Source organism: Bacillus cereus group sp. BcHK124, assembly GCF_027712065.1.
Classification (GTDB): domain Bacteria; phylum Bacillota; class Bacilli; order Bacillales; family Bacillaceae_G; genus Bacillus_A; species Bacillus_A pacificus.
In genome coordinates this window covers 87,687-106,048 of the sequence record NZ_JAQFPJ010000006.1, presented here as the reverse complement: position 1 = coordinate 106,048, position 18,362 = coordinate 87,687, and the positions used below count along the sequence as shown (strand labels likewise).

Here is an 18,362-nt window from a genome sequence, read left to right as displayed (position 1 = left end):
GAACGGTTATGAAAGCAATGGAAGCGGCAAAAAGCATCATTACATCACAATTTCCGGATTGTGATGTAGCTTTACTTGGAGGAAGTGTTGCAAGGGGAGAAGCGACAAAAACATCTGATTTGGACATTGTAATAGTTGATCAAAGTTTAGTGTCTTGTTATCGAGAATCTTTCTATAGTAATGGGTGGCCAGTTGAGGTATTTGTACATAATTTTGAAACGTTAAAAACCTTCTTTAAAATAGATTGTGACCGCGGAAGACCTTCGTTACCACAATTAGTTGCAGAAGGTATTGTATTAAAAGGGGAAAATGAAATTGTTGAGAAATTAAAAAGCGAAGCGAATGAGTTACTAAATAAAGGGCCAGCTAAATGGACGGAAGAAATGATGGAGCAGAAGCGTTATTTTATTACAGATACTTTGGATGATTTTATTGGTGCATCAAAAAGAGAAGAAGAGTTGTTTATCGCGAATTTATTAGCTGATTTATTACATGAATATGTATTAAGAGTAAATGGTAAATGGCTTGGAAGTTCAAAATGGTTTATAAGGGTACTTAGAAGATATGATGAACAATACGCAGATCAATTTGTAACAGCATTCGATCATTTTTATAAAACAGGAGAGAAAAGAAAATTAATTACTTTTGTAGAAAAAACGTTAGAACAGTATGGAGGAAGAATGTTCGAAGGGTTTTCTATAGGAAAGTAAAAGGGGGATAATACAATGAATATACCATTCGTTCAATTAAGAGAACTGACACTAGATGATGTAGAAGACCGATATCAATGGTCATTAGATACAAAAGTAACAAAACATTTAGTTGTACCAGATCAATATCCACCGTTCACTCGTGAAGATACAAAAAAATGGATTGAAGCATGTATAAATCGAAAAAATGGTTATGAACAAAGAGCAATCACTACAGAGAACGGCATACATATTGGATGGGTAGATCTTAAAAACTTTGATAAAACAAATAAAAATGCAGAATTGGGAATCGCGATTGGTAATAAAGAATACTGGGGTAAAGGGTATGGAATAGCAGCCCTATATAGTATGTTACATATAGCATTCTTTGAATTTGAATTAGAAAAAGTATGGCTACGTGTAGATGAAGATAATTTTCAAGCTAGAAAGAGCTATGAAAAGGCTGGTTTTGTATGCGAAGGGTTAATGAGAAATGATCGATTACGTAAAGGTCAGTTCATTCATCGCTATCGTTATAGTATGTTAAGAGAAGAATATCAATCTTTAATTAGTAGCTTATAAAAATATTATGTTAATTAAAAGGGGATAGAGAAATATGATTCGATTACTTACGAAAGAAGATGCAAAAAAATATTGGGACTTACGGTTACAAGCATTACAAGTAAACCCTGAGGCATTTGTAACAACTTATGAAGAGGCGATTCGTCAGGAAAATCCTATTAAGCGAGTGGAAAGTAATTTATCAGCTGCTACTAGTTGTACATTTGGTGCTTTTAATGAAGAGAATCAATTAGTTGGAGTTGTCACTTTACTAACAGAAGAGAAAGAGGCGTATAAACATAAAGGGCATATCGTTGCGATGTATGTAGATGCAAGCAATCGAAGAAGTGGCCTTGCACGTGAGTTAATACGTAAGGCAATTGAAAGAGCAAGAGAAATGGACTTGGAACAATTGACATTAGGTGTTGTTTCCACAAATGAGCCAGCAAAAAAGTTGTATGAATCTATGGGCTTTAAAACGTATGGGATTGAAAAAAGAGCTATAAAGATGAATGGTGTGTATAGTGATGATGAACATATGGTGTTGTTCTTGTAAGGGGGGAGTTTCATATGAAAGATCTACTTTTGCAAAGAAATATGAACCCGCAAGTTGCGATTTTGTATGCGACGGTTACGGATACATTTAAACGACTGCAAAAGTTAGTAGAAGGTACTGATGAGAAAGAACTGTCATTTAAAGGGACAGAAAATAATGAAAATAGTATTGGACAACTACTTCAACATTTAGCAGTTGTCGATTTACATTGGGTGTACCGATTAAAAGGAGAAGCAATTCCGCTCGCACTTGAAAATATATATGGACCTATGTTAAATGAAGCAGGAGAGCTGCCAAGTTTAAGAAAACAGACGTTGCAACAATTAATGCAAAATTATGAAGTTGTGCAACATATGTTTTATGAGGAATGTATGAAACTAACAGAAAATGATTTAACACGAGAAGTTTTTTATGAAAAGGGAGAAAATGCGACTATAAGGTGGGGGATATGGAACATAGCTGATCATAATCGGTACCATCAAGCTCATATTAGTCAGTTAAGAAAACTATATAGAGCTAGATACACGCGAGATGAAAAATTTGAATTTTAATTATATTTAAATTGTTGTATAGTAGTAAGAAGAAACTGAACAAGGGGTTTTATAATGAAAGCTATAGCAGTAGGGATATTGGCATCATTTTTCTTTGCCTTTACCTTCGTTTTAAACCGGGCGATGGACTTAGAAGGTGGAAGCTGGATTTGGAGTGCATCATTACGGTACTACTTTATGGTTCCGATGCTTTTACTTATTGTCATGTATAGAGGAAACTTAAAGCAACTCTTTCAATATATGAAAAACAATCCGAAAGAATGGTTAGTTTGGAGTATCGTTGGATTTGGTCTCTTCTATGCACCACTTAGTTTTGCCGGAGCTTTTGGACCTGGTTGGCTCGTTGCATCAACATGGCAAATTACAATCGTCGCAGGGATTTTATTAACACCATTTTTTGCGGTAGATCCATTACATAAAAAACTCCCGATGAAGGAATTAGTTATGTCGGGTATTATTTTATGCGGTGTTGTACTTATGCAAGTAGAACATGCTTCTTCATTAGGAATTCGTGAAACTGTTTTATGTGTCGTTCCTGTACTTATTGCAGCGTTTGCGTATCCTCTTGGAAATCGAAAAATGATGCAAGTTTGTAAAGGGGAGTTAGATGTATTCCAGCGAGTTCTCGGTATGACTTTAGCCAGTTTACCATTTTGGTTTTTACTATCTGGTTATGAAGTATCAACAGGCGGACTACCGTCAAGTAGTCAAGTTTTTCAATGTTTTATTGTAGCAGTTAGTTCTGGCTTAATCGCAACGGTATTATTCTTCTTTGCGACAGATCTTGTAAAAGATGATCCACAAAAACTAGCAACAGTGGAAGCGACTCAGTCCGGTGAGGTTTTATTTGCGCTAGTAGGAGAACTTATCTTGTTATCTGCACCAATTCCGTCATCTTTATCTTGGATTGGTATGAGCCTCGTTATTATCGGAATGATACTACATAGTTATGTAGCGGTCGTTGTGAAGAAAGAAGAAAAAATAACTGCGTGATGAGATTAGCTCTTTATATAAAGAGCTAATCTTTTTTCATAGAAAGGAATGATGATATGAATTTGCAATGTGTTAAACAAATTGAGAAAGATCCCATATTAAATGTACTACTGTATGCAGTCGGCCCAAGTGAATCTAGCAAAAAGAAAGCAGTTTTATTTTATGAAAGCAATAAAGGGACTTTGCATAAATATGAGGAAAAGGCTTGCATAGGTATTGAAATAACCGGAGCAAATAAAGCGAGAATATGCCACATAGCAGTGGTACCGCAATATCGTCATAAAGGAATAGCGGTGCAAATGATAAAGGAAATAGTAAGAATGTATCAATTGACGTATCTAGAGGCAGAGACAGACGCTGAGGCAGTAAAATTTTATAAGAAAATGGGTTTTCAGATTCAAAGTTTAGGAGAAAAATATCCGGGGATTGAAAGGTTTCATTGTTATTTGGAAAAATAGTACGAAAATATGCAAATATATATTGTGTTTAGTTTGAAAAAAGTAACATTTACATTATATAATAAAGGTATCTGGAAAAATATAGATAATGGAAATTAGGTGTATAACACATGAGAATGGATAAAAGTAAATTTATAAAAATTGCTACTTCAATAGGGGTATCATCTTTTTTATTAACTGGATGTGGTGATTATGAAGAAGATACTGCTCAACAAGAAAGTACTGCTGTTAAAACAGATGGTGCAAAACAGGGAAATGAACAAGAAACATTAAATTGCGATGATAAAACGCCTACTAATGAAAATGTAGAAAATGATGAGTTATGTAAGGAAATGAATCCATCATTTTCATCGTATCATGAAAATTCACATTTACCGATACTTCCATTCGTAGCAGGATATTTATTAGCAAGCAGAACTTCAAATATGAATTATACAGCAAAACCAAATATAATGAAGAAACCGTATGCAAATAATATTATTCCATATCGTGAGAAAGACCAAAGTAGAACTGGTGGCAGCGGTGGAGGAGGATACTACGGTGGAACTAACAGCAACAACAATAATTCTTCTAATAAAGTGGATTTAAATAAACAACAGCCAAATTCCTCAAATAAAGCGACGCCAGATACAAATACGCCAAAATCATCTACGACACAAACGCCAAAAGTGAATTCAGGTTCAAGTGGAATTGGGAACGCAAAAGCGCCAGCCGGATCATAACACGAAAGGATAATAGAATCATGTATACAGAACAAGAGCAGAAAGAGTATATGAAAGTATGGTTTTCACTAGCGGAAGAGGCTGGTCGGAATGGATTTACTTGGCCGAGTCTATTAGAAAATGAAGAATGGAATCAATATATGGCAACAGGTATGTATCGTATGCCTGTAAACACATATACTGCTATTTCGAAAGCAACAGAAGAAATTATGTACGTGTTATATAGAACGTATCAATATATTCTCAATACGGCAGAAGATTTTCAAACACTAGGATTTCCTGCTGAAACATGGGAAATTGCGAGAATGAAACACACTGGTTTGTTTTCATATTTTACGAGATTTGACTTTATCGTAAATGGTGAAGATATAAAGTTAATAGAAGTAAATTGTGATACACCAACAGGTTATTTAGAGCCATCTGTCGCAAATGAAGTGTTGTGCCGTTATCACGATGTAAATCACCCAAATCATATAGAAGAGCATATTGTGCAGGCGTGGGAACAAATTAAACATGACTATAGTATAGATCCTAGAGAAACGATTTATTTTACGAGTTATGATTGGCATGATGAAGACCATCAAACGGTTCAATTTTTAAGAAGTTATTGTTTAGATCAGTCAACGGATTATATAGGTATACAAGATATTGTCGTTGCAGATGATGGTATATATACGCAAAATGGTGAACGAATTCATTATTTATATAGACTATATCCAATTGAATATTTAGTTTCAGATGCTGATAAAAACGGGAAAAGAATTGGACTCCAGTTTTTAGATCATATTGCGCAAGGTAAAGTGAAAATCATTAATCCACCAGCTGCTTTTCTTATGCAAAATAAAAGTGTACTCGCATTAATATGGCAACTTTACGAAGAGGAAGTTTTCTTTGAGGAAGAGGAGCGAGGAATCATTCAGAACTACTTTTTACCGACATATTTTACAAATAAACCGTTTATAGAACGAAATGAATCATATGTATCTAAACCTTTATACGGCCGTGAAGGCGGAGGAGTATCTATATACGAAAATAATGAACTATTAGCTGAAGATAAAACAGAGTATTACTTTGAACAGCGGAAAATATATCAGCAATACATAGAAATGCCTGACTATACAATTGACACATGGGACGGTCCGTATACTGGTAAACTATTAATTGGTTCACACTGTATTAGCGGGAGAGCTGCTGGTTTATTTTTACGTGTAGGTGAGAAAATAACGGGAAACTTATCGATGTTTACTGGAGTTACAATTGAAGGATAAATGGAACAAAGAGCTCATCATTTTTGATGGGCTCTTTCGTTTAAATATATTGTTTTTATTGCTGTGATGTAACGCCTTCATGTTGCTTCTTTTGTTATATAAAACTAATTTATTACCATTTTTTGTGTAGATAAAAATGATTAAGTTAAAAATTAAGAAAAATATGATAATATATGTATGTAGTAGTTTAAAACAAAATGGGGGAAAAATCGTGAAAATGAATGAAATAGTGGCAAGTACGCCATTGCCAAATACAATTAAAACAATTATAAATGATTTAAGAAAATTAGGATTAGAAAAAGGAATGACAGTTATTGTACATTCTTCGTTAAGTTCCATAGGCTGGGTATCTGGAGGCGCAGTTGCAGTAGTAGAGGCGTTAATGAATGTTATTACAGAAGAGGGAACGATCATTATGCCAACTCAATCTTCGGATTTATCTGATCCGAAACATTGGTCAAGACCACCTGTACCTGAAGAATGGTGGCAAATTATTCGGGATAACGTCCCAGCATTTGAGCCACATATAACGCCAACAAGGGCAATGGGAAAAGTAGTTGAATGTTTTCGTACATATCCGAATGTAGTACGTAGTAACCATCCATTAGGAAGTTTTGCTGCATGGGGAAGACATGCAGAAGAAATAACGATGAATCAGTCACTATCAATGAGTTTAGGAGAAGAATCTCCATTAAGAAAAATATACGATTTAGACGGATACATATTATTAATTGGTGTTGGATATGATTCCAATACTTCTGTACATTTATCAGAAGTACGTTCTGGTGCGTGTGAGTTAATAAAAGTAGGGGCACCCATTATAGAAAATGGTGAAAGAGTGTGGAAAGAATTTGTTGATATGGATTACGATTCTGACAAATTTGTAGAAATTGGTGTGGAATTTGAGCAAAAGGGAACTGTGAAAATAGGGAAAATAGGAAACGCAAAGTGCCGTCTTATGAAACAACGTGATATAGTTGATTTTGGAACAGAATGGTTTCGTAAGAAAAATTAGTAAGGGATGGTTACAATGAAGGGGAAAAAGGTATTAATTACAAGCGGTGGTTGTTTAGAAAAATGGGATCAAGTTCGTGGTCATACGAATATGGCAAAAGGAACAATTGGAAGAACAATCGCCGAAGAACTTATAAGTAAAGGGGCCTATGTTATATATTTACATGGTTATTTTGCGGAGAAACCGAATGATATAAACAATCAATTAGAATTACACCCATTTGAAGGAATTGTTGATTTACAAGATAAAATGAAGAGTATAATTACGCACGAAAAGGTCGATGCAGTCATTATGGCAGCGGCTGGATCTGATTGGATTGTGGACAAGATTTGTGATCAAGAGGGCAATGTTCTTGATATGAATGGAAAAATCTCAAGTGATATAGCGCCAATTATACATTTTCAAAAGGCACCGAAAGTATTAAAACAAATAAAAGAGTGGGATCCAGAAACTGTACTCGTTGGCTTTAAACTTGAAAGTGACGTAAATAAAGAAGAACTGTTTGAAAGAGCGAAAAATAGAATGGAAGAAGCGAAGGCGAGTGTAATGATTGCAAATTCACCACATTCTTTATATTCGCGCGGAGCAATGCACTACGTAATTGGACAAGACGGTAAAGGGCAGTTCTGTAATGGAAAAGATGAAACAGCGAAAGAAATTGTCAAAAGGTTAGAAGTACTATGTAATCGCGTTACTGCTTCATAATTTTAAGTATTTGGATAAGAGTGAATCCGCATAGTATATATTGGTAAGCGAAACTTTAATTTATGGGAATTTTACTTTTGCACAAACGTTAACCATTCAATATGGATACATAGAATAATTGGTGAGGAGTGAATTCTATGGAACATTTATTAAAGCAAGCTATTAAACTCCGGAAAGAAAAGAAATATGCGCAGTCTAAAGAGATACTCATCGGATTAACAAACTTTACGAGGGATGCAGAAGTACTTTATCAATGTGCCTGGATACATGATGTAATGGGTCTTGAAACAGAAGCTATGCCGTATTATGAACAGGCAATTGCAAACGGTCTTGAAGGGGAGTCACTTTGCGGCGCATATATCGGTCTTGGTAGTACATATCGTTGTATAGGCGAGTATGATAAAGCAATTACTGTTTTAGAAACAGGTTTGCAGCAGTTTCCAGATAATGATGTGATGAAAGTATTTTTGTCATTAGCGAAATATAACGTAAACGATCATGAATCCGCGATGAAATTATTACTTGAAACAGTCGTAAAAGTAGAAGAAGTTAAAGAGTTTGAACGGGCTATTTCATTTTATAAAGACCATTTAAACGAGGTTTTTAAATAGAGGAGTGAAAGTATGAGTGTCACACTTTCGCGAAGGCGAAAAGGTATATGGATTGGACTCGTATCTTTAATCTTATTATCAAACTATTTATTGTATGCTCTTCCGATTGTACCAGCTACTCCGAAAGAAGTTGTTCTTGGGTCATTATTAGATTGTATGTTTGTAATTCCGGTCATTACGTATTTCTTTATTATTCGAAAAAGATACTCGTTAACGTATATATTCCCTGTCGTAATAGCTGGTTATATATTTGCAAGATTTATTATTCCAAGCGACTATTTACAAGCTTTTTCATACGTTTCTTATATTATAGTTGCAGGAGAAATTGCTTTTGTATGTGTAGAGTCATTCCTTCTATATAAAATTGTTAGAAAGCTTCCTAACATAATAAAAAAATATAAAGAATATAAAAGTGAGTATTCTTCATTTTCTTATGCAATTGATGCTGCGTTTGACGCTGCTATGAAAAGAAATAAATTAGTAGATATTATTGTAACAGAGTGTAAGTTAATCTATTATGCATTTTTATCGTGGCGTGAAAAAGTACCAGAAGGTGAATACGTATACTCATATCACAAAAAGACTGGCGCAATAGGTGTATATATTATGATCATCCATGCGACCTTAATAGAAAGTATCGGCTTTCATTATTTGTTTCATCAATGGAATCCAGTTGTAGCATGGGTGTTACTTATTTTAAACGTATATGCAATGTTTTATTTTTTAGCTGAAATACAAGCAATGCGTAAAAATCCAATTATTGTTACAGAAAAAAAGATAATCATTCAAATCGGATTAGGAAAGAAAATTATTATACCTTTTACACAAATTGATAAGATTACGTTCTATAAAGGAGAACTTTTAAAGAAAGAGAAAGAGGTTCTTGACGCAACGGTGATGGAATTTATAAAGGAACCTCCAACATTTGAAATTATACTTAAAGAGCCGGCGAAAGTACAATTGTTATATGGGTTTTCTAAAACAGTAAGTCGTGTTCACTTAAATGTTGATGAGGAACGGAATTTTTATGATGTGATGACGGAGAAATTGAACCATGAATAATGCTACTAATTTTCATCGTACGTTTGGTGTGTATGGCATTTGTATCGAAAACAATAACATATTAGTAATAGATAAAATTAAAGGTCCATATAAGAACAGATATGATCTACCTGGAGGGAGCTTAAATGAAGAGGAGTCGTTGTTATCGGCACTCCATAGGGAATGTAAAGAAGAAACTGGATTAGAAGTAAAGGTTATAAAGCAAGTAGGTACGGTTGATTTTCAATACCCTTCAAAGTTTAAAGATTATACACATGTACACCATATTGCAGTTTTGTATGATGTTGAAAAGAGTGCAGGGAAAATCATAGTACCAAAACAATTTGAAGGTCAAGATTCTTTAGGAGCGAGATGGGTTTCTATAGAAAGCATTACAGAAGACAATTCATCTCCACTTGTATGTAGTGCAGTAGAATGGCTGAAAACAAATGAGCTTCCATTAGAAGTGAAAAAATATGAAGTATGGACAGTGAAAAACTCCTTCTAAAATAAGAAGGAGTTTTATTGTGTACTTGGAGACCAAATACTTCTTTATGACTATATAAACCGATATAATAAAGCTAGAAATAGCATAAGGGGAAACAAAGAATGAATAAATTACTAACATCCAAAAGTGAAATTATAGAAAGAAAAATACGATATGACTCGACAACAGTAGAACACACTTGTTTATTACTTGAAAAGCAGTTGCGAAGTATCGTGTTATTTCATGAGGTTCAGTATTCATTTACGATGAATACACATGATTCAAGTTTAACAATCCCGAAAGGCAGTTACACCATTGCATACTACTGGGAGGATCGTCCGTACAATTTATACATATGGAGAGATAAGGATGGAATGTATGTAGGCTCTTATTTTAATGTTGTAAAAAATACGCAAATAACAGATGAACTAGTGTCATTTGAAGATTTAATTATTGATATTTTGGTACTTCCAAGTGGAGAATATTTTATTTTAGATGAGGATGAGTTGCCTGAGTCTTTAGAGGAGTTTGAGGATGGTTATGTGAATGAAGCTCTTAATGTATTAGAGGAAATAATTCAAAAGACCCTTCCTCAAATGATTGTAGAAACAGAAAGAGTGAGGTTAAACTAAAGTGTAATCGATTTGAAAATAGAATACGTGTTTAATGAAATTGAGTAGTCTCAAGTTATATAATCTAACTTTTTTGATAAGTCTAAGGTTAGATGTATATTTCTTGGGATTACTCTTTTTTGTAGAAATTAATGTTGACTGAATATAGTTCAGTCATTTATGATTGAATCAGATTCAGTCGAGGACAAAATTAGTAGGAGATGACCTATGAAAAGAATATCAAAAGAACCAGATATAAGACGACAAGAGTTAATGGATATTGGCTTTGAACTATATATGAAAAATGGTATGAAAGGATTTGGCATAAAAGATGTTGTGAATCATGCAGGTGTAGCAACAGGCTTATTTTATTATTACTTCAAGTCTAAAGATAACTTTGTTGATGAAGTTTTAAATGATTTTATTGTGAAAAATATGGAGTTAATCGAAGAAGTACTAATTTCAAATGAACGGTCTGTCATGCAAAAGATGGAAGATTCTCTAAATATATTTTGGACATTTATTGAAAAATTAGCGCCTTATAAAAATGTGAGTTCTTTTCAGACAGAACAACATTTTCAACTGGAACAGAAATTATTCACGCGAATGCAGCCATTAATTCGACAAGTGATTGAAGAAGGGATGAAAACGGGGATTTTTAATACTGATAACTCATTACTAGCTTCAGGTTTTATTTTATACGGTCTTAGCAGTGTTGCTCATTCAGAGGTGAATTTGAATTTAGATACGAAGCAAGAAATGGTTAATTTAGTATTAAATACACTACGATATGATCAAAGAGAAGGAGAATGTATATGAAGATTATGATCGATGGAAACAATATTTCGAATGAACAACTTACAAAATGGAAAAGAGAACGTATTAAAAAAGTTTTAAATACATTAGGACATAAAGAGCAAGGATTAAATGATACAGACGTTATGATAAAAAAACTAACGGAACTAAAATTAAATTATTCATACGATGAAATGTATGATAAGTTGAAGTCTAAACTTAAATTAAGTGAAATGGGTATGCGTATCGCTACAGTTTTATCTGGTAATAGACGGAAATTTTCAAAAACAAGTATTTATTTAGATGGGATTACAGCAGAAGAAGCGATAAATGGGATTGACAGTTTTATGCTTGAACAATCACGTGAAAATAATCAGGTGAACTTGTCAGCTTGTCCTGATCACTATGTACTAAGACCGTTTGGGGAAAATGAATTAGAAGTTATCGAAACAACTGGTAATTCTCCATTTCCAGTTCAATTTTTTATTGTTTTTGGTGACGAAACGGGATTGAAGACACCTAGAGATAAGTCTTATCAATACCAATCAACAGGTGTTGCACGTATGAAAGATGGTACTACTATTGGTGGAGTTCGACATCAATTCAAAGATACAGATACTGGTATAGAAGTAAGTCTAGTTGTAGAGTTTCCAGCACTTTGTCCTAATAGCCTTATTAAATCGCACCAAATGCATTTGGCATGTGAGTTTTCTTATTGGTTACAGTGGATTAAGAACCATAAAAAATAAATAACAATAAGGATGTTCAAACGAACCATATGTATTTTTTAACAAAACCTAGTTGACTTATCGGAAATATTTGTATAATATGTACTTAATTCTATTACGTATTGCTGATTGGAGAAACCAAAGGCATTTTATCTATTGATAAAATGCCTTTGGTTTTTTTATTGCATAAATACTGAATCGGTTCATTTAGATGAATCATTTCAAGGAGGCGAAGAAGTGACTGTTTCAATTGATGGAGTATCAAAATATTTTTCGAAACAAACTCGTACTGTTCAAGTATTAGAGAATATTAATTTTCAATTAGAGAAAGGGGATTTTGTTACAGTAATTGGTCCGAGTGGCTGCGGAAAAAGTACACTATTAAAAATTATTGCAGGCTTAGACAGCGATTTTGAAGGAGAAATCATTATTGACGGAGAGCGTATAACAAAACCGAGTAAGAAGCAAGGATTTATATTTCAAGAGCATCGATTGTTTCCGTGGCTTACAGTGGAAGAAAATATTGCGGCTGATTTGTCATTAAAAGATAAGTATGTGAAGGATAAGGTAAAGGAATGGGTTGAAATTGTTCGACTAGATGGTTTTGAAAAATCATATCCGAAAGAAATATCAGGCGGGATGTCACAACGTGTTGCGATTGCAAGAGCGTTGCTAAGAGATCCAAATGTATTGTTACTTGATGAGCCATTTGGAGCACTGGATGCATTTACCCGAAGTCATTTGCAAGAAGTACTGCTCAACATTTGGGAACAAAAAAAGACGACAATGATATTTGTTACACATGATATAGACGAAGCAATATATCTTTCAAACAGAATTGTCATCATGAGTGCAAAGCCTGGAAAAATACATAAAGTGATTGAAAATAATTTACCTTATCCGCGTAGTAAAACTTCGGAGTCATTCCAAGAAATTCGAAAGAAAGTATTACAGCAGTTTGAGTATGGAGAATTGATTCAAACAAGTTTATAGGGAGAGGGTGAGTATTTATGTATAAAAAATTTAAAGTTCTTTCTTTTGCATTAGCTATTTCTTTATTTTTATTCGGATGTGAGAAAAGTACAGCAAGTAGTAAGAAGGAAGATGTAACAGTACAAATTGGTATTCAGCAAGGATTAAGTCCACTATTACTCGCACAGAAAAAGGGATGGTTTGAAGAGGAGTTTAAAAAACAAGGAGTTAAGGTGAAATGGACAGAATTCCAAAGCGGACCTCCTTATTTTGAGGCAATCGCATCAAATCGATTAGACTTTGGTGAAGTTGGCAATTCTCCAGTTATTTCCGCGCAAGCAGCAGGTATTGAATTTACCGAAATTGCTAATACAAGTTATGCGAGAAAAGGAACAGGGATTCTTGTACAAAAAGATAGCAAGATTACGAGTGTAAAAGATTTAAAAGGTAAAAAAATCGCAGTAGCAAAAGGAAGTAGCGCATTTAATTTATTGTATCGAGCGCTTGATAAAGAAGGTATCAATGCGAAAGATGTAAATGTCATTCAGTTACAACCAGATGAAGCGCAGCCAGCATTTGAATCAGGATCAGTAGATGCATGGGCAATTTGGGATCCTTTCATATCGTTACATACGGTAAATAAAGGAGCGAAGGTGATTACAGATGGTGAACAATTAAATGTATCTTCTCCAGAGTTTTTAATTGCGAGAACAAAATTTGCGAAAGAGCATCCAGAATTAGTGGAGAAATTCCTTAAAGTATATGAAAAAGCACGTGTATGGCAAGATGAAAACTTGGATGAAGCAATAAAAATATATACTTCTGCAAAGAAAATAGATGCAGATATTGTAAAAGAAGTGTTTAATCACGACAAACCCATCTTAGTTCCGGTAACGAAAGAAATAGTTGCAGAACAGCAACAGACAGCAGATTTTCAATATAAGCTTGGTTCTATAAAGAAAGAAATTAAGACAGATAAAGTTGTAGATAATTCTTTCGTAGAAAAAGCGTTAAAGGCGAAGTGAAAAGAGGTTGTATAAATTGGAGAATACGAAAGCGGTTATTAAAAGGGCGAGTATAACGATTGAGAAAAACAATGTAAAGAAAGTACAGAAGACGAATATCAAATTTTTGATAAGGGCAACTACTATACCGATTATTATATTAATAATTTGGCAATTGGCCGGCGTATTCGGTCTAGTTTCTAAAACAGTTTTACCAACGCCGCTAGATATATTTTTAGCTTTTCAAGAACTTATAAAAACAGGAGAGTTATTCGGTCATTTAAGTATTAGTGTATTCAGGGCTGCGGCTGGTTTCTTTATTGGCGGGAGTTTAGGGATTATTTTAGGAACAATTGTTGGATTTTCAACGAGAAGTGAGCAATATTTAGATCCGTCAGTACAAATGTTAAGAACTGTGCCTCACTTAGCTGTTGCACCGCTTTTCGTATTATGGTTCGGTTTTGGGGAAACATCAAAAGTGTTATTAATTGCAGATGGTGCATTTTTTCCTTTATACGTAAACGCGTTTCTAGGAATACGAGGTGTAGATTCAAAGTTATTTGATGTTGCGAGAGTGTTAGAGTTTAGTAAAAGAAAATTAATTACAAAATTAATTTTACCTGCCGCATTACCTAACCTTTTACTAGGAGCAAGATTATCATTAGGAGTTGCATGGGTGAGTTTAGTAGTCGCAGAACTTATGGGATCTACAGAAGGTATTGGCTATATGATAATGGATGCAAGGCAATTTTCAAATACAGATATCGTATTTGTTGGTATTATCATCTTTGCATTCGTTGGGAAGTTTTCGGATTCACTCGTACGTTTACTAGAAGTGAAGTTTTTAAGATGGCGAGATAATTTTAAAGGTGAGATAGGAAATTAACATATAAATTATTAGGGGTAATTTATATAGAGTAGTTTAGTGTACGTTTCAAAATAAATAAGGGGTGTGTAAAGGTATGGAATTATTATGGTTTATTCCGGCGTATGGAGATGGACGATATTTAGGAACGACAAAACGAGGAAGAGCAGCTGAGTATGGTTATTATAAACAAGTTGCACAGGCAGCTGATTATTTAGGATATACAGGTGTGTTACTTCCAACTGGCCAAGGTTGTGAAGATCCATGGGTATTAGCATCGGCACTTGCAGCTGAGACAGAAAAGCTAAAATTTTTAGTAGCAGTTAGACCGGGACTAATGTCACCGACAGTTGCAGCGAGGATGGCTTCTACATTTGATAGAATTTCAGACGGGAGGTTACTTATTAATGTAGTAGCTGGAGGGGATCCAGTTGAATTACAAGGAGATGGATTATATCTTGAACATGATGAAAGGTATGAAGCAGCTGATGAATTCTTAAAAGTTTGGAAATCGACTTTGCAAGGTGAGACCATTTCACTAGAAGGAAAACATATTAAAGTTACAGATAGTAAAGTTGTGTTCCCACCAGTTCAAACGCCATACCCTCCTATATATTTTGGAGGATCATCCACTGCTGGAAAGGAAGTTGCAGCAGAACATAGTGATGTATATTTAACGTGGGGAGAGCCGCCAGAGCAAGTGAAGGAGAAAATAGAGGAAGTAAGAAAACTGGCAGAAGAGAAGGGGCGTTCAGTACGATTTGGCATCAGGTTACACGTAATTGTAAGAGAAACAGAAGAAGAAGCGTGGGAAGAGGCAGAACGTTTAATTCAATATGTAGATAATGAGACAATTGAGCTTGCTCAAAAGACATTTGCAAGGTACGATTCAGTTGGTCAAAAACGAATGACACATTTAAATAAAGGAACAAGAGAGTCGTTAGAGATAAGTCCAAACTTATGGGCTGGTATAGGACTTGTAAGAGGTGGTGCAGGTACTGCACTTGTAGGAGATCCGCATACAGTAGCAGATAGAATAAAAGAATATGAAGCGTTAGGAATTGATACATTTGTATTATCGGGATATCCTCATTTAGAAGAGGCATATGAAGTGGCAGAACTGTTATTTCCTTTATTGAAGGAAGATAAGAAGCAAGAAAATAAAATTGTTGGTGAAATGATAGCTGATGCATATGCATTAAAAAAATAGTGAGAAAAAACCCGCAAGTAAATCACTTGCGGGTTTTCATCGTAAACTATCAGAAAATATGGTAAAATTAAATAGTAACTTAAGGTACGGTTGGTTGTTCAATTATCACTTCTCTAAGTAGGAGGGGGGTGATAATAAGTGAGTGAAATAGCGTTGTTACTGCAAGGTGGACTGTTTCTCGTTGCATTGTTAACATTCGTCGTCGTTTTAATAGACAAGCTCAAAAAATAACAACCCACCTATGCCAATAGAATGTGGGTTGTTTTGTTTGTAAGAAACAAATAGGATAAATGAACAATCCAATCTGCTAAGTTACGTGGACTAGTGTGTAGCCGCACACTAGTCTTTTTTATTTATATACAATTTATAATTGGTTTATGTGATTGTATTGTTCTTTTCATACTTATTATAACACAGTGTCTTTTCATCAAGAAAGGAGACCGTATGTTCTGTTTCTAATTAAATAGAAGGTGTGTTTTCTTTGAAGAGCCCGTCCATATACTGTTTTAAAGTTTGGACGTAAAATTCTTGCTTATTTACATTATTTACGCCGACAATTGGTGATGGAAGTTCATATCTCTTTTCGGATAAATGAACGACAACGTCAAAAATATCAAATAGACGAATGAAACAGAACAGGCCATCTTTATCACTTAATAAAATAAAGTAATGGTTTTCACTATTTGTATTTAATGTATTCCATAAAGAACTTTTGCTTAAATCACGAACAATGCTCTTTTCTTTTAATTCCATGAAGTCGGCATTCGATAGGATGCTAGAAATATCAATCGCATCTGGATCTTCAAAATAGCCATCGACTGCTTGTACAGCGAAAGTATAAGCCATTTTTAATACACTCATTTTATACTTACGGTTATCTAAAAGTAATTCACGTTGAATAGAGCTAGCTACTTTCGTTACACGTTCTTCTTTCCAAATTTCATTATGTAGTGAAATATCGTGCTTTTTACATAGTTTCATAATTAATGCATTGGAATAAAGTATTTCGTCACTTACTTCAACAACATCCGTCTCAGCCGCTGCAAGTTCCTCACCATGCTCATTCGTATAGAGCGGGGAGTCAATCTGTTTTTTCATGTGTTCGATCTTAAACTGACTTAATTTATGCCGGATTAAGGGGCGATCAATATTTGTTGTCATTTGTTCATAACAAGTATCACAAATTGAGTTTGTGAAATAATATCCACATAATATTTCTGGGATGACATATTGTTCACTAAGTTCTTTCGTATCTTTTCTGCAAATGATGCATTGTGTCATTTTTATCACCTTTACCTGCAAATTTGTATGTAATCTCATTGTAGTGTATTTATTGGTATTTTGGAATATTGTAAAGGAAAATATTATGTGAAATTGTTACTTATTTTGGTACAATGAAGAGAAGTGTTAGTTTAAAGGAGGACGTTTTTTTGAAATCGAAAGTGCACTTTTGGACATTAGAAGTGCTAATGGTTGTAGCGATCATATTTATTTGCACAAAAATATCGTTTCTATTTCAACCGATTGGTATCTTCATATCAACGCTGTTTTTCCCAATCTTAATCGCGTTATTTTTATACTTCATATTTAATCCGGTGTTAGTCTTTTTAGAGGAGAAAAAAGTACCTAGAAATTTAGCGATTTTACTGTTATATCTTTTTATCATAACATTAACTGCGGTTGGCGTTGGGGTAGTTGTTCCAACGATCTCACAACAGCTAATGGATTTAGTGAAAAATATGCCAGGCTATATAAAAGAGGGAAAACTATACATACAAGATTTATCCCATCATAGATTGTTTGAATGGTTATCTACACAAAACTATGTTTCCATTGAAACAATTGAAAAAAATGCAATTGAATACTTAAAGGATATACCAAACACAATTACGTCGAGTGCAACGGCTTTATTTGGTATCATAACGAACGTTGCATTAGTTATTTTTACAGTACCGTTCATTTTATTTTATATGTTTAAAGATGGACATGCGTTTCCAGGAAAAGCAGTAAGTTTATTACCAGAGTCATACCGTGAAGAAGGGCTTCGTATCATTAAGGAAACGAACGAAACATTATCTGCATATATTCAAGGGCAAGCACTCGTTTGTATATTTGTAGGTGCTTTTACTTTTATCGGTTATTTAATTATCGATTTACCGTACGCTTTTGTTTTAGGAATTATAGCTGCATTTACAAATATCATTCCTAACTTAGGTCCATTTATCGGTGCAGCACCAGCTGTTATTGTAGGTCTGTTCGTATCTCCGATGCAAGCGTTGTACGTAATTATTATCGTAACAATTGTACAACAGTTTGAAAGTAACATTATTTCACCGCGTATTATGAGTTCAAAATTAAATATCCATCCGTTAACAATTATTATTTTAATTTTAGGGGTAGGTAACTTTGCGGGAATTATCGGAATGATCTTGGCAGTGCCAGTGTATGCAGTAACGAAAACAGTTGTATCGAACTTAGTGAGATTGTTTAAGACGAAACGAAGTAATCGAAAATAGTATA

Annotated in this window: 23 protein-coding genes; 22 read left to right on the top strand and 1 reads right to left on the bottom strand. The window is 34.2% G+C overall.

Annotated features, from left to right (window positions below; genetic code table 11):
- The first annotated feature begins 8 nt into the window (after positions 1-8).
- From PDK19_RS12080 to PDK19_RS11980, 21 genes are all read left to right on the top strand, one after another.
- Positions 9-710 (top strand): nucleotidyltransferase domain-containing protein, encoded by a 702-nt coding sequence (locus PDK19_RS12080; protein WP_049112821.1) that lies wholly within the window; start codon positions 9-11, stop codon positions 708-710.
- Positions 711-725: 15 nt separating this feature from the next.
- On the top strand, positions 726-1,271 hold the full coding sequence (locus PDK19_RS12075; protein ID WP_049112820.1) for a GNAT family N-acetyltransferase: 546 nt from the start codon (positions 726-728) through the stop codon (positions 1,269-1,271).
- Between the two features lie 34 nt (positions 1,272-1,305).
- Positions 1,306-1,806, top strand: a complete 501-nt coding sequence (locus PDK19_RS12070) for a GNAT family N-acetyltransferase (protein ID WP_000620338.1) — start codon at positions 1,306-1,308, stop codon at positions 1,804-1,806.
- 14 nt (positions 1,807-1,820) lie between these two features.
- On the top strand, positions 1,821-2,357 hold the full coding sequence (locus PDK19_RS12065) for a DinB family protein (protein WP_270707165.1): 537 nt from the start codon (positions 1,821-1,823) through the stop codon (positions 2,355-2,357).
- 54 nt (positions 2,358-2,411) lie between these two features.
- Positions 2,412-3,350, top strand: coding sequence for a DMT family transporter (locus tag PDK19_RS12060; RefSeq protein ID WP_000643664.1), 939 nt, complete (start codon positions 2,412-2,414; stop codon positions 3,348-3,350).
- 56 nt (positions 3,351-3,406) lie between these two features.
- Positions 3,407-3,808 carry a GNAT family N-acetyltransferase gene (locus PDK19_RS12055; protein WP_001053113.1) on the top strand — a complete coding sequence of 134 codons (402 nt, stop codon included), beginning with the start codon at positions 3,407-3,409 and terminating at the stop codon, positions 3,806-3,808.
- A gap of 110 nt (positions 3,809-3,918) precedes the next feature.
- Positions 3,919-4,530 (top strand): hypothetical protein, encoded by a 612-nt coding sequence (locus tag PDK19_RS12050; RefSeq protein WP_001242159.1) that lies wholly within the window; start codon positions 3,919-3,921, stop codon positions 4,528-4,530.
- A gap of 20 nt (positions 4,531-4,550) precedes the next feature.
- Positions 4,551-5,798 (top strand): glutathionylspermidine synthase family protein, encoded by a 1,248-nt coding sequence (locus PDK19_RS12045; RefSeq protein ID WP_074615400.1) that lies wholly within the window; start codon positions 4,551-4,553, stop codon positions 5,796-5,798.
- A 217-nt stretch (positions 5,799-6,015) separates the two neighbouring features.
- Entirely contained in the window at positions 6,016-6,813 is a 798-nt protein-coding gene (aacC, locus tag PDK19_RS12040; protein ID WP_124878413.1) for a BA2930 family N-acetyltransferase, read from the top strand.
- Positions 6,814-6,828: 15 nt separating this feature from the next.
- The gene (locus PDK19_RS12035; RefSeq protein WP_000676730.1) at positions 6,829-7,518 is read left to right on the top strand and encodes a phosphopantothenoylcysteine decarboxylase domain-containing protein; all 690 of its coding nucleotides are present in this window, start codon (positions 6,829-6,831) and stop codon (positions 7,516-7,518) included.
- Positions 7,519-7,655: 137 nt separating this feature from the next.
- Positions 7,656-8,129: a tetratricopeptide repeat protein gene (locus PDK19_RS12030; protein ID WP_000400626.1), complete on the top strand. Its 474-nt coding sequence runs from the start codon at positions 7,656-7,658 to the stop codon at positions 8,127-8,129.
- 12 nt (positions 8,130-8,141) lie between these two features.
- Positions 8,142-9,191: a hypothetical protein gene (locus PDK19_RS12025; protein ID WP_074568073.1), complete on the top strand. Its 1,050-nt coding sequence runs from the start codon at positions 8,142-8,144 to the stop codon at positions 9,189-9,191.
- Positions 9,184-9,678, top strand: a complete 495-nt coding sequence (locus tag PDK19_RS12020) for an NUDIX hydrolase (protein ID WP_074615399.1) — start codon at positions 9,184-9,186, stop codon at positions 9,676-9,678. Before PDK19_RS12025 ends, PDK19_RS12020 begins: the two co-directional genes overlap by 8 nt.
- 101 nt (positions 9,679-9,779) lie before the next feature.
- The gene (locus PDK19_RS12015; RefSeq protein ID WP_001037888.1) at positions 9,780-10,289 is read left to right on the top strand and encodes a DUF402 domain-containing protein; all 510 of its coding nucleotides are present in this window, start codon (positions 9,780-9,782) and stop codon (positions 10,287-10,289) included.
- A gap of 207 nt (positions 10,290-10,496) precedes the next feature.
- A complete protein-coding gene (locus PDK19_RS12010; protein ID WP_074615398.1) occupies positions 10,497-11,087 on the top strand; it encodes a TetR/AcrR family transcriptional regulator in 591 nt (196 codons plus the stop codon).
- Positions 11,084-11,812 carry a hypothetical protein gene (locus tag PDK19_RS12005; protein WP_000699958.1) on the top strand — a complete coding sequence of 243 codons (729 nt, stop codon included), beginning with the start codon at positions 11,084-11,086 and terminating at the stop codon, positions 11,810-11,812. The genes PDK19_RS12010 and PDK19_RS12005 overlap by 4 nt, the downstream gene beginning before the upstream one ends.
- A 216-nt stretch (positions 11,813-12,028) precedes the next feature.
- A complete protein-coding gene (locus tag PDK19_RS12000) occupies positions 12,029-12,784 on the top strand; it encodes an ABC transporter ATP-binding protein (protein ID WP_000218593.1) in 756 nt (251 codons plus the stop codon).
- 17 nt (positions 12,785-12,801) lie between these two features.
- On the top strand, positions 12,802-13,788 hold the full coding sequence (locus PDK19_RS11995; RefSeq protein WP_270707164.1) for an aliphatic sulfonate ABC transporter substrate-binding protein: 987 nt from the start codon (positions 12,802-12,804) through the stop codon (positions 13,786-13,788).
- A gap of 16 nt (positions 13,789-13,804) precedes the next feature.
- Positions 13,805-14,653 (top strand): ABC transporter permease, encoded by an 849-nt coding sequence (locus tag PDK19_RS11990; RefSeq protein ID WP_208735708.1) that lies wholly within the window; start codon positions 13,805-13,807, stop codon positions 14,651-14,653.
- 76 nt (positions 14,654-14,729) lie between these two features.
- Entirely contained in the window at positions 14,730-15,842 is a 1,113-nt protein-coding gene (gene ssuD, locus PDK19_RS11985; RefSeq protein ID WP_074615395.1) for an FMNH2-dependent alkanesulfonate monooxygenase, read from the top strand.
- Positions 15,843-15,980: 138 nt separating this feature from the next.
- Positions 15,981-16,073 (top strand): putative holin-like toxin, encoded by a 93-nt coding sequence (locus PDK19_RS11980; RefSeq protein WP_001289320.1) that lies wholly within the window; start codon positions 15,981-15,983, stop codon positions 16,071-16,073.
- 228 nt (positions 16,074-16,301) lie between these two features.
- Here the strand turns inward: PDK19_RS11980 and PDK19_RS11975 are convergent, their stop codons facing one another.
- Positions 16,302-17,123 carry an HNH endonuclease gene (locus PDK19_RS11975; RefSeq protein ID WP_049122591.1) on the bottom strand — a complete coding sequence of 274 codons (822 nt, stop codon included), beginning with the start codon at positions 17,121-17,123 and terminating at the stop codon, positions 16,302-16,304.
- Positions 17,124-17,272: 149 nt separating this feature from the next.
- On the opposite strand from PDK19_RS11975, the gene PDK19_RS11970 reads away from it, so the two are divergent.
- Complete coding sequence (locus PDK19_RS11970) at positions 17,273-18,358, top strand: AI-2E family transporter (protein WP_000837888.1); 1,086 nt, start codon at positions 17,273-17,275, stop codon at positions 18,356-18,358.
- The last annotated feature ends 4 nt before the right edge of the window (positions 18,359-18,362 follow it).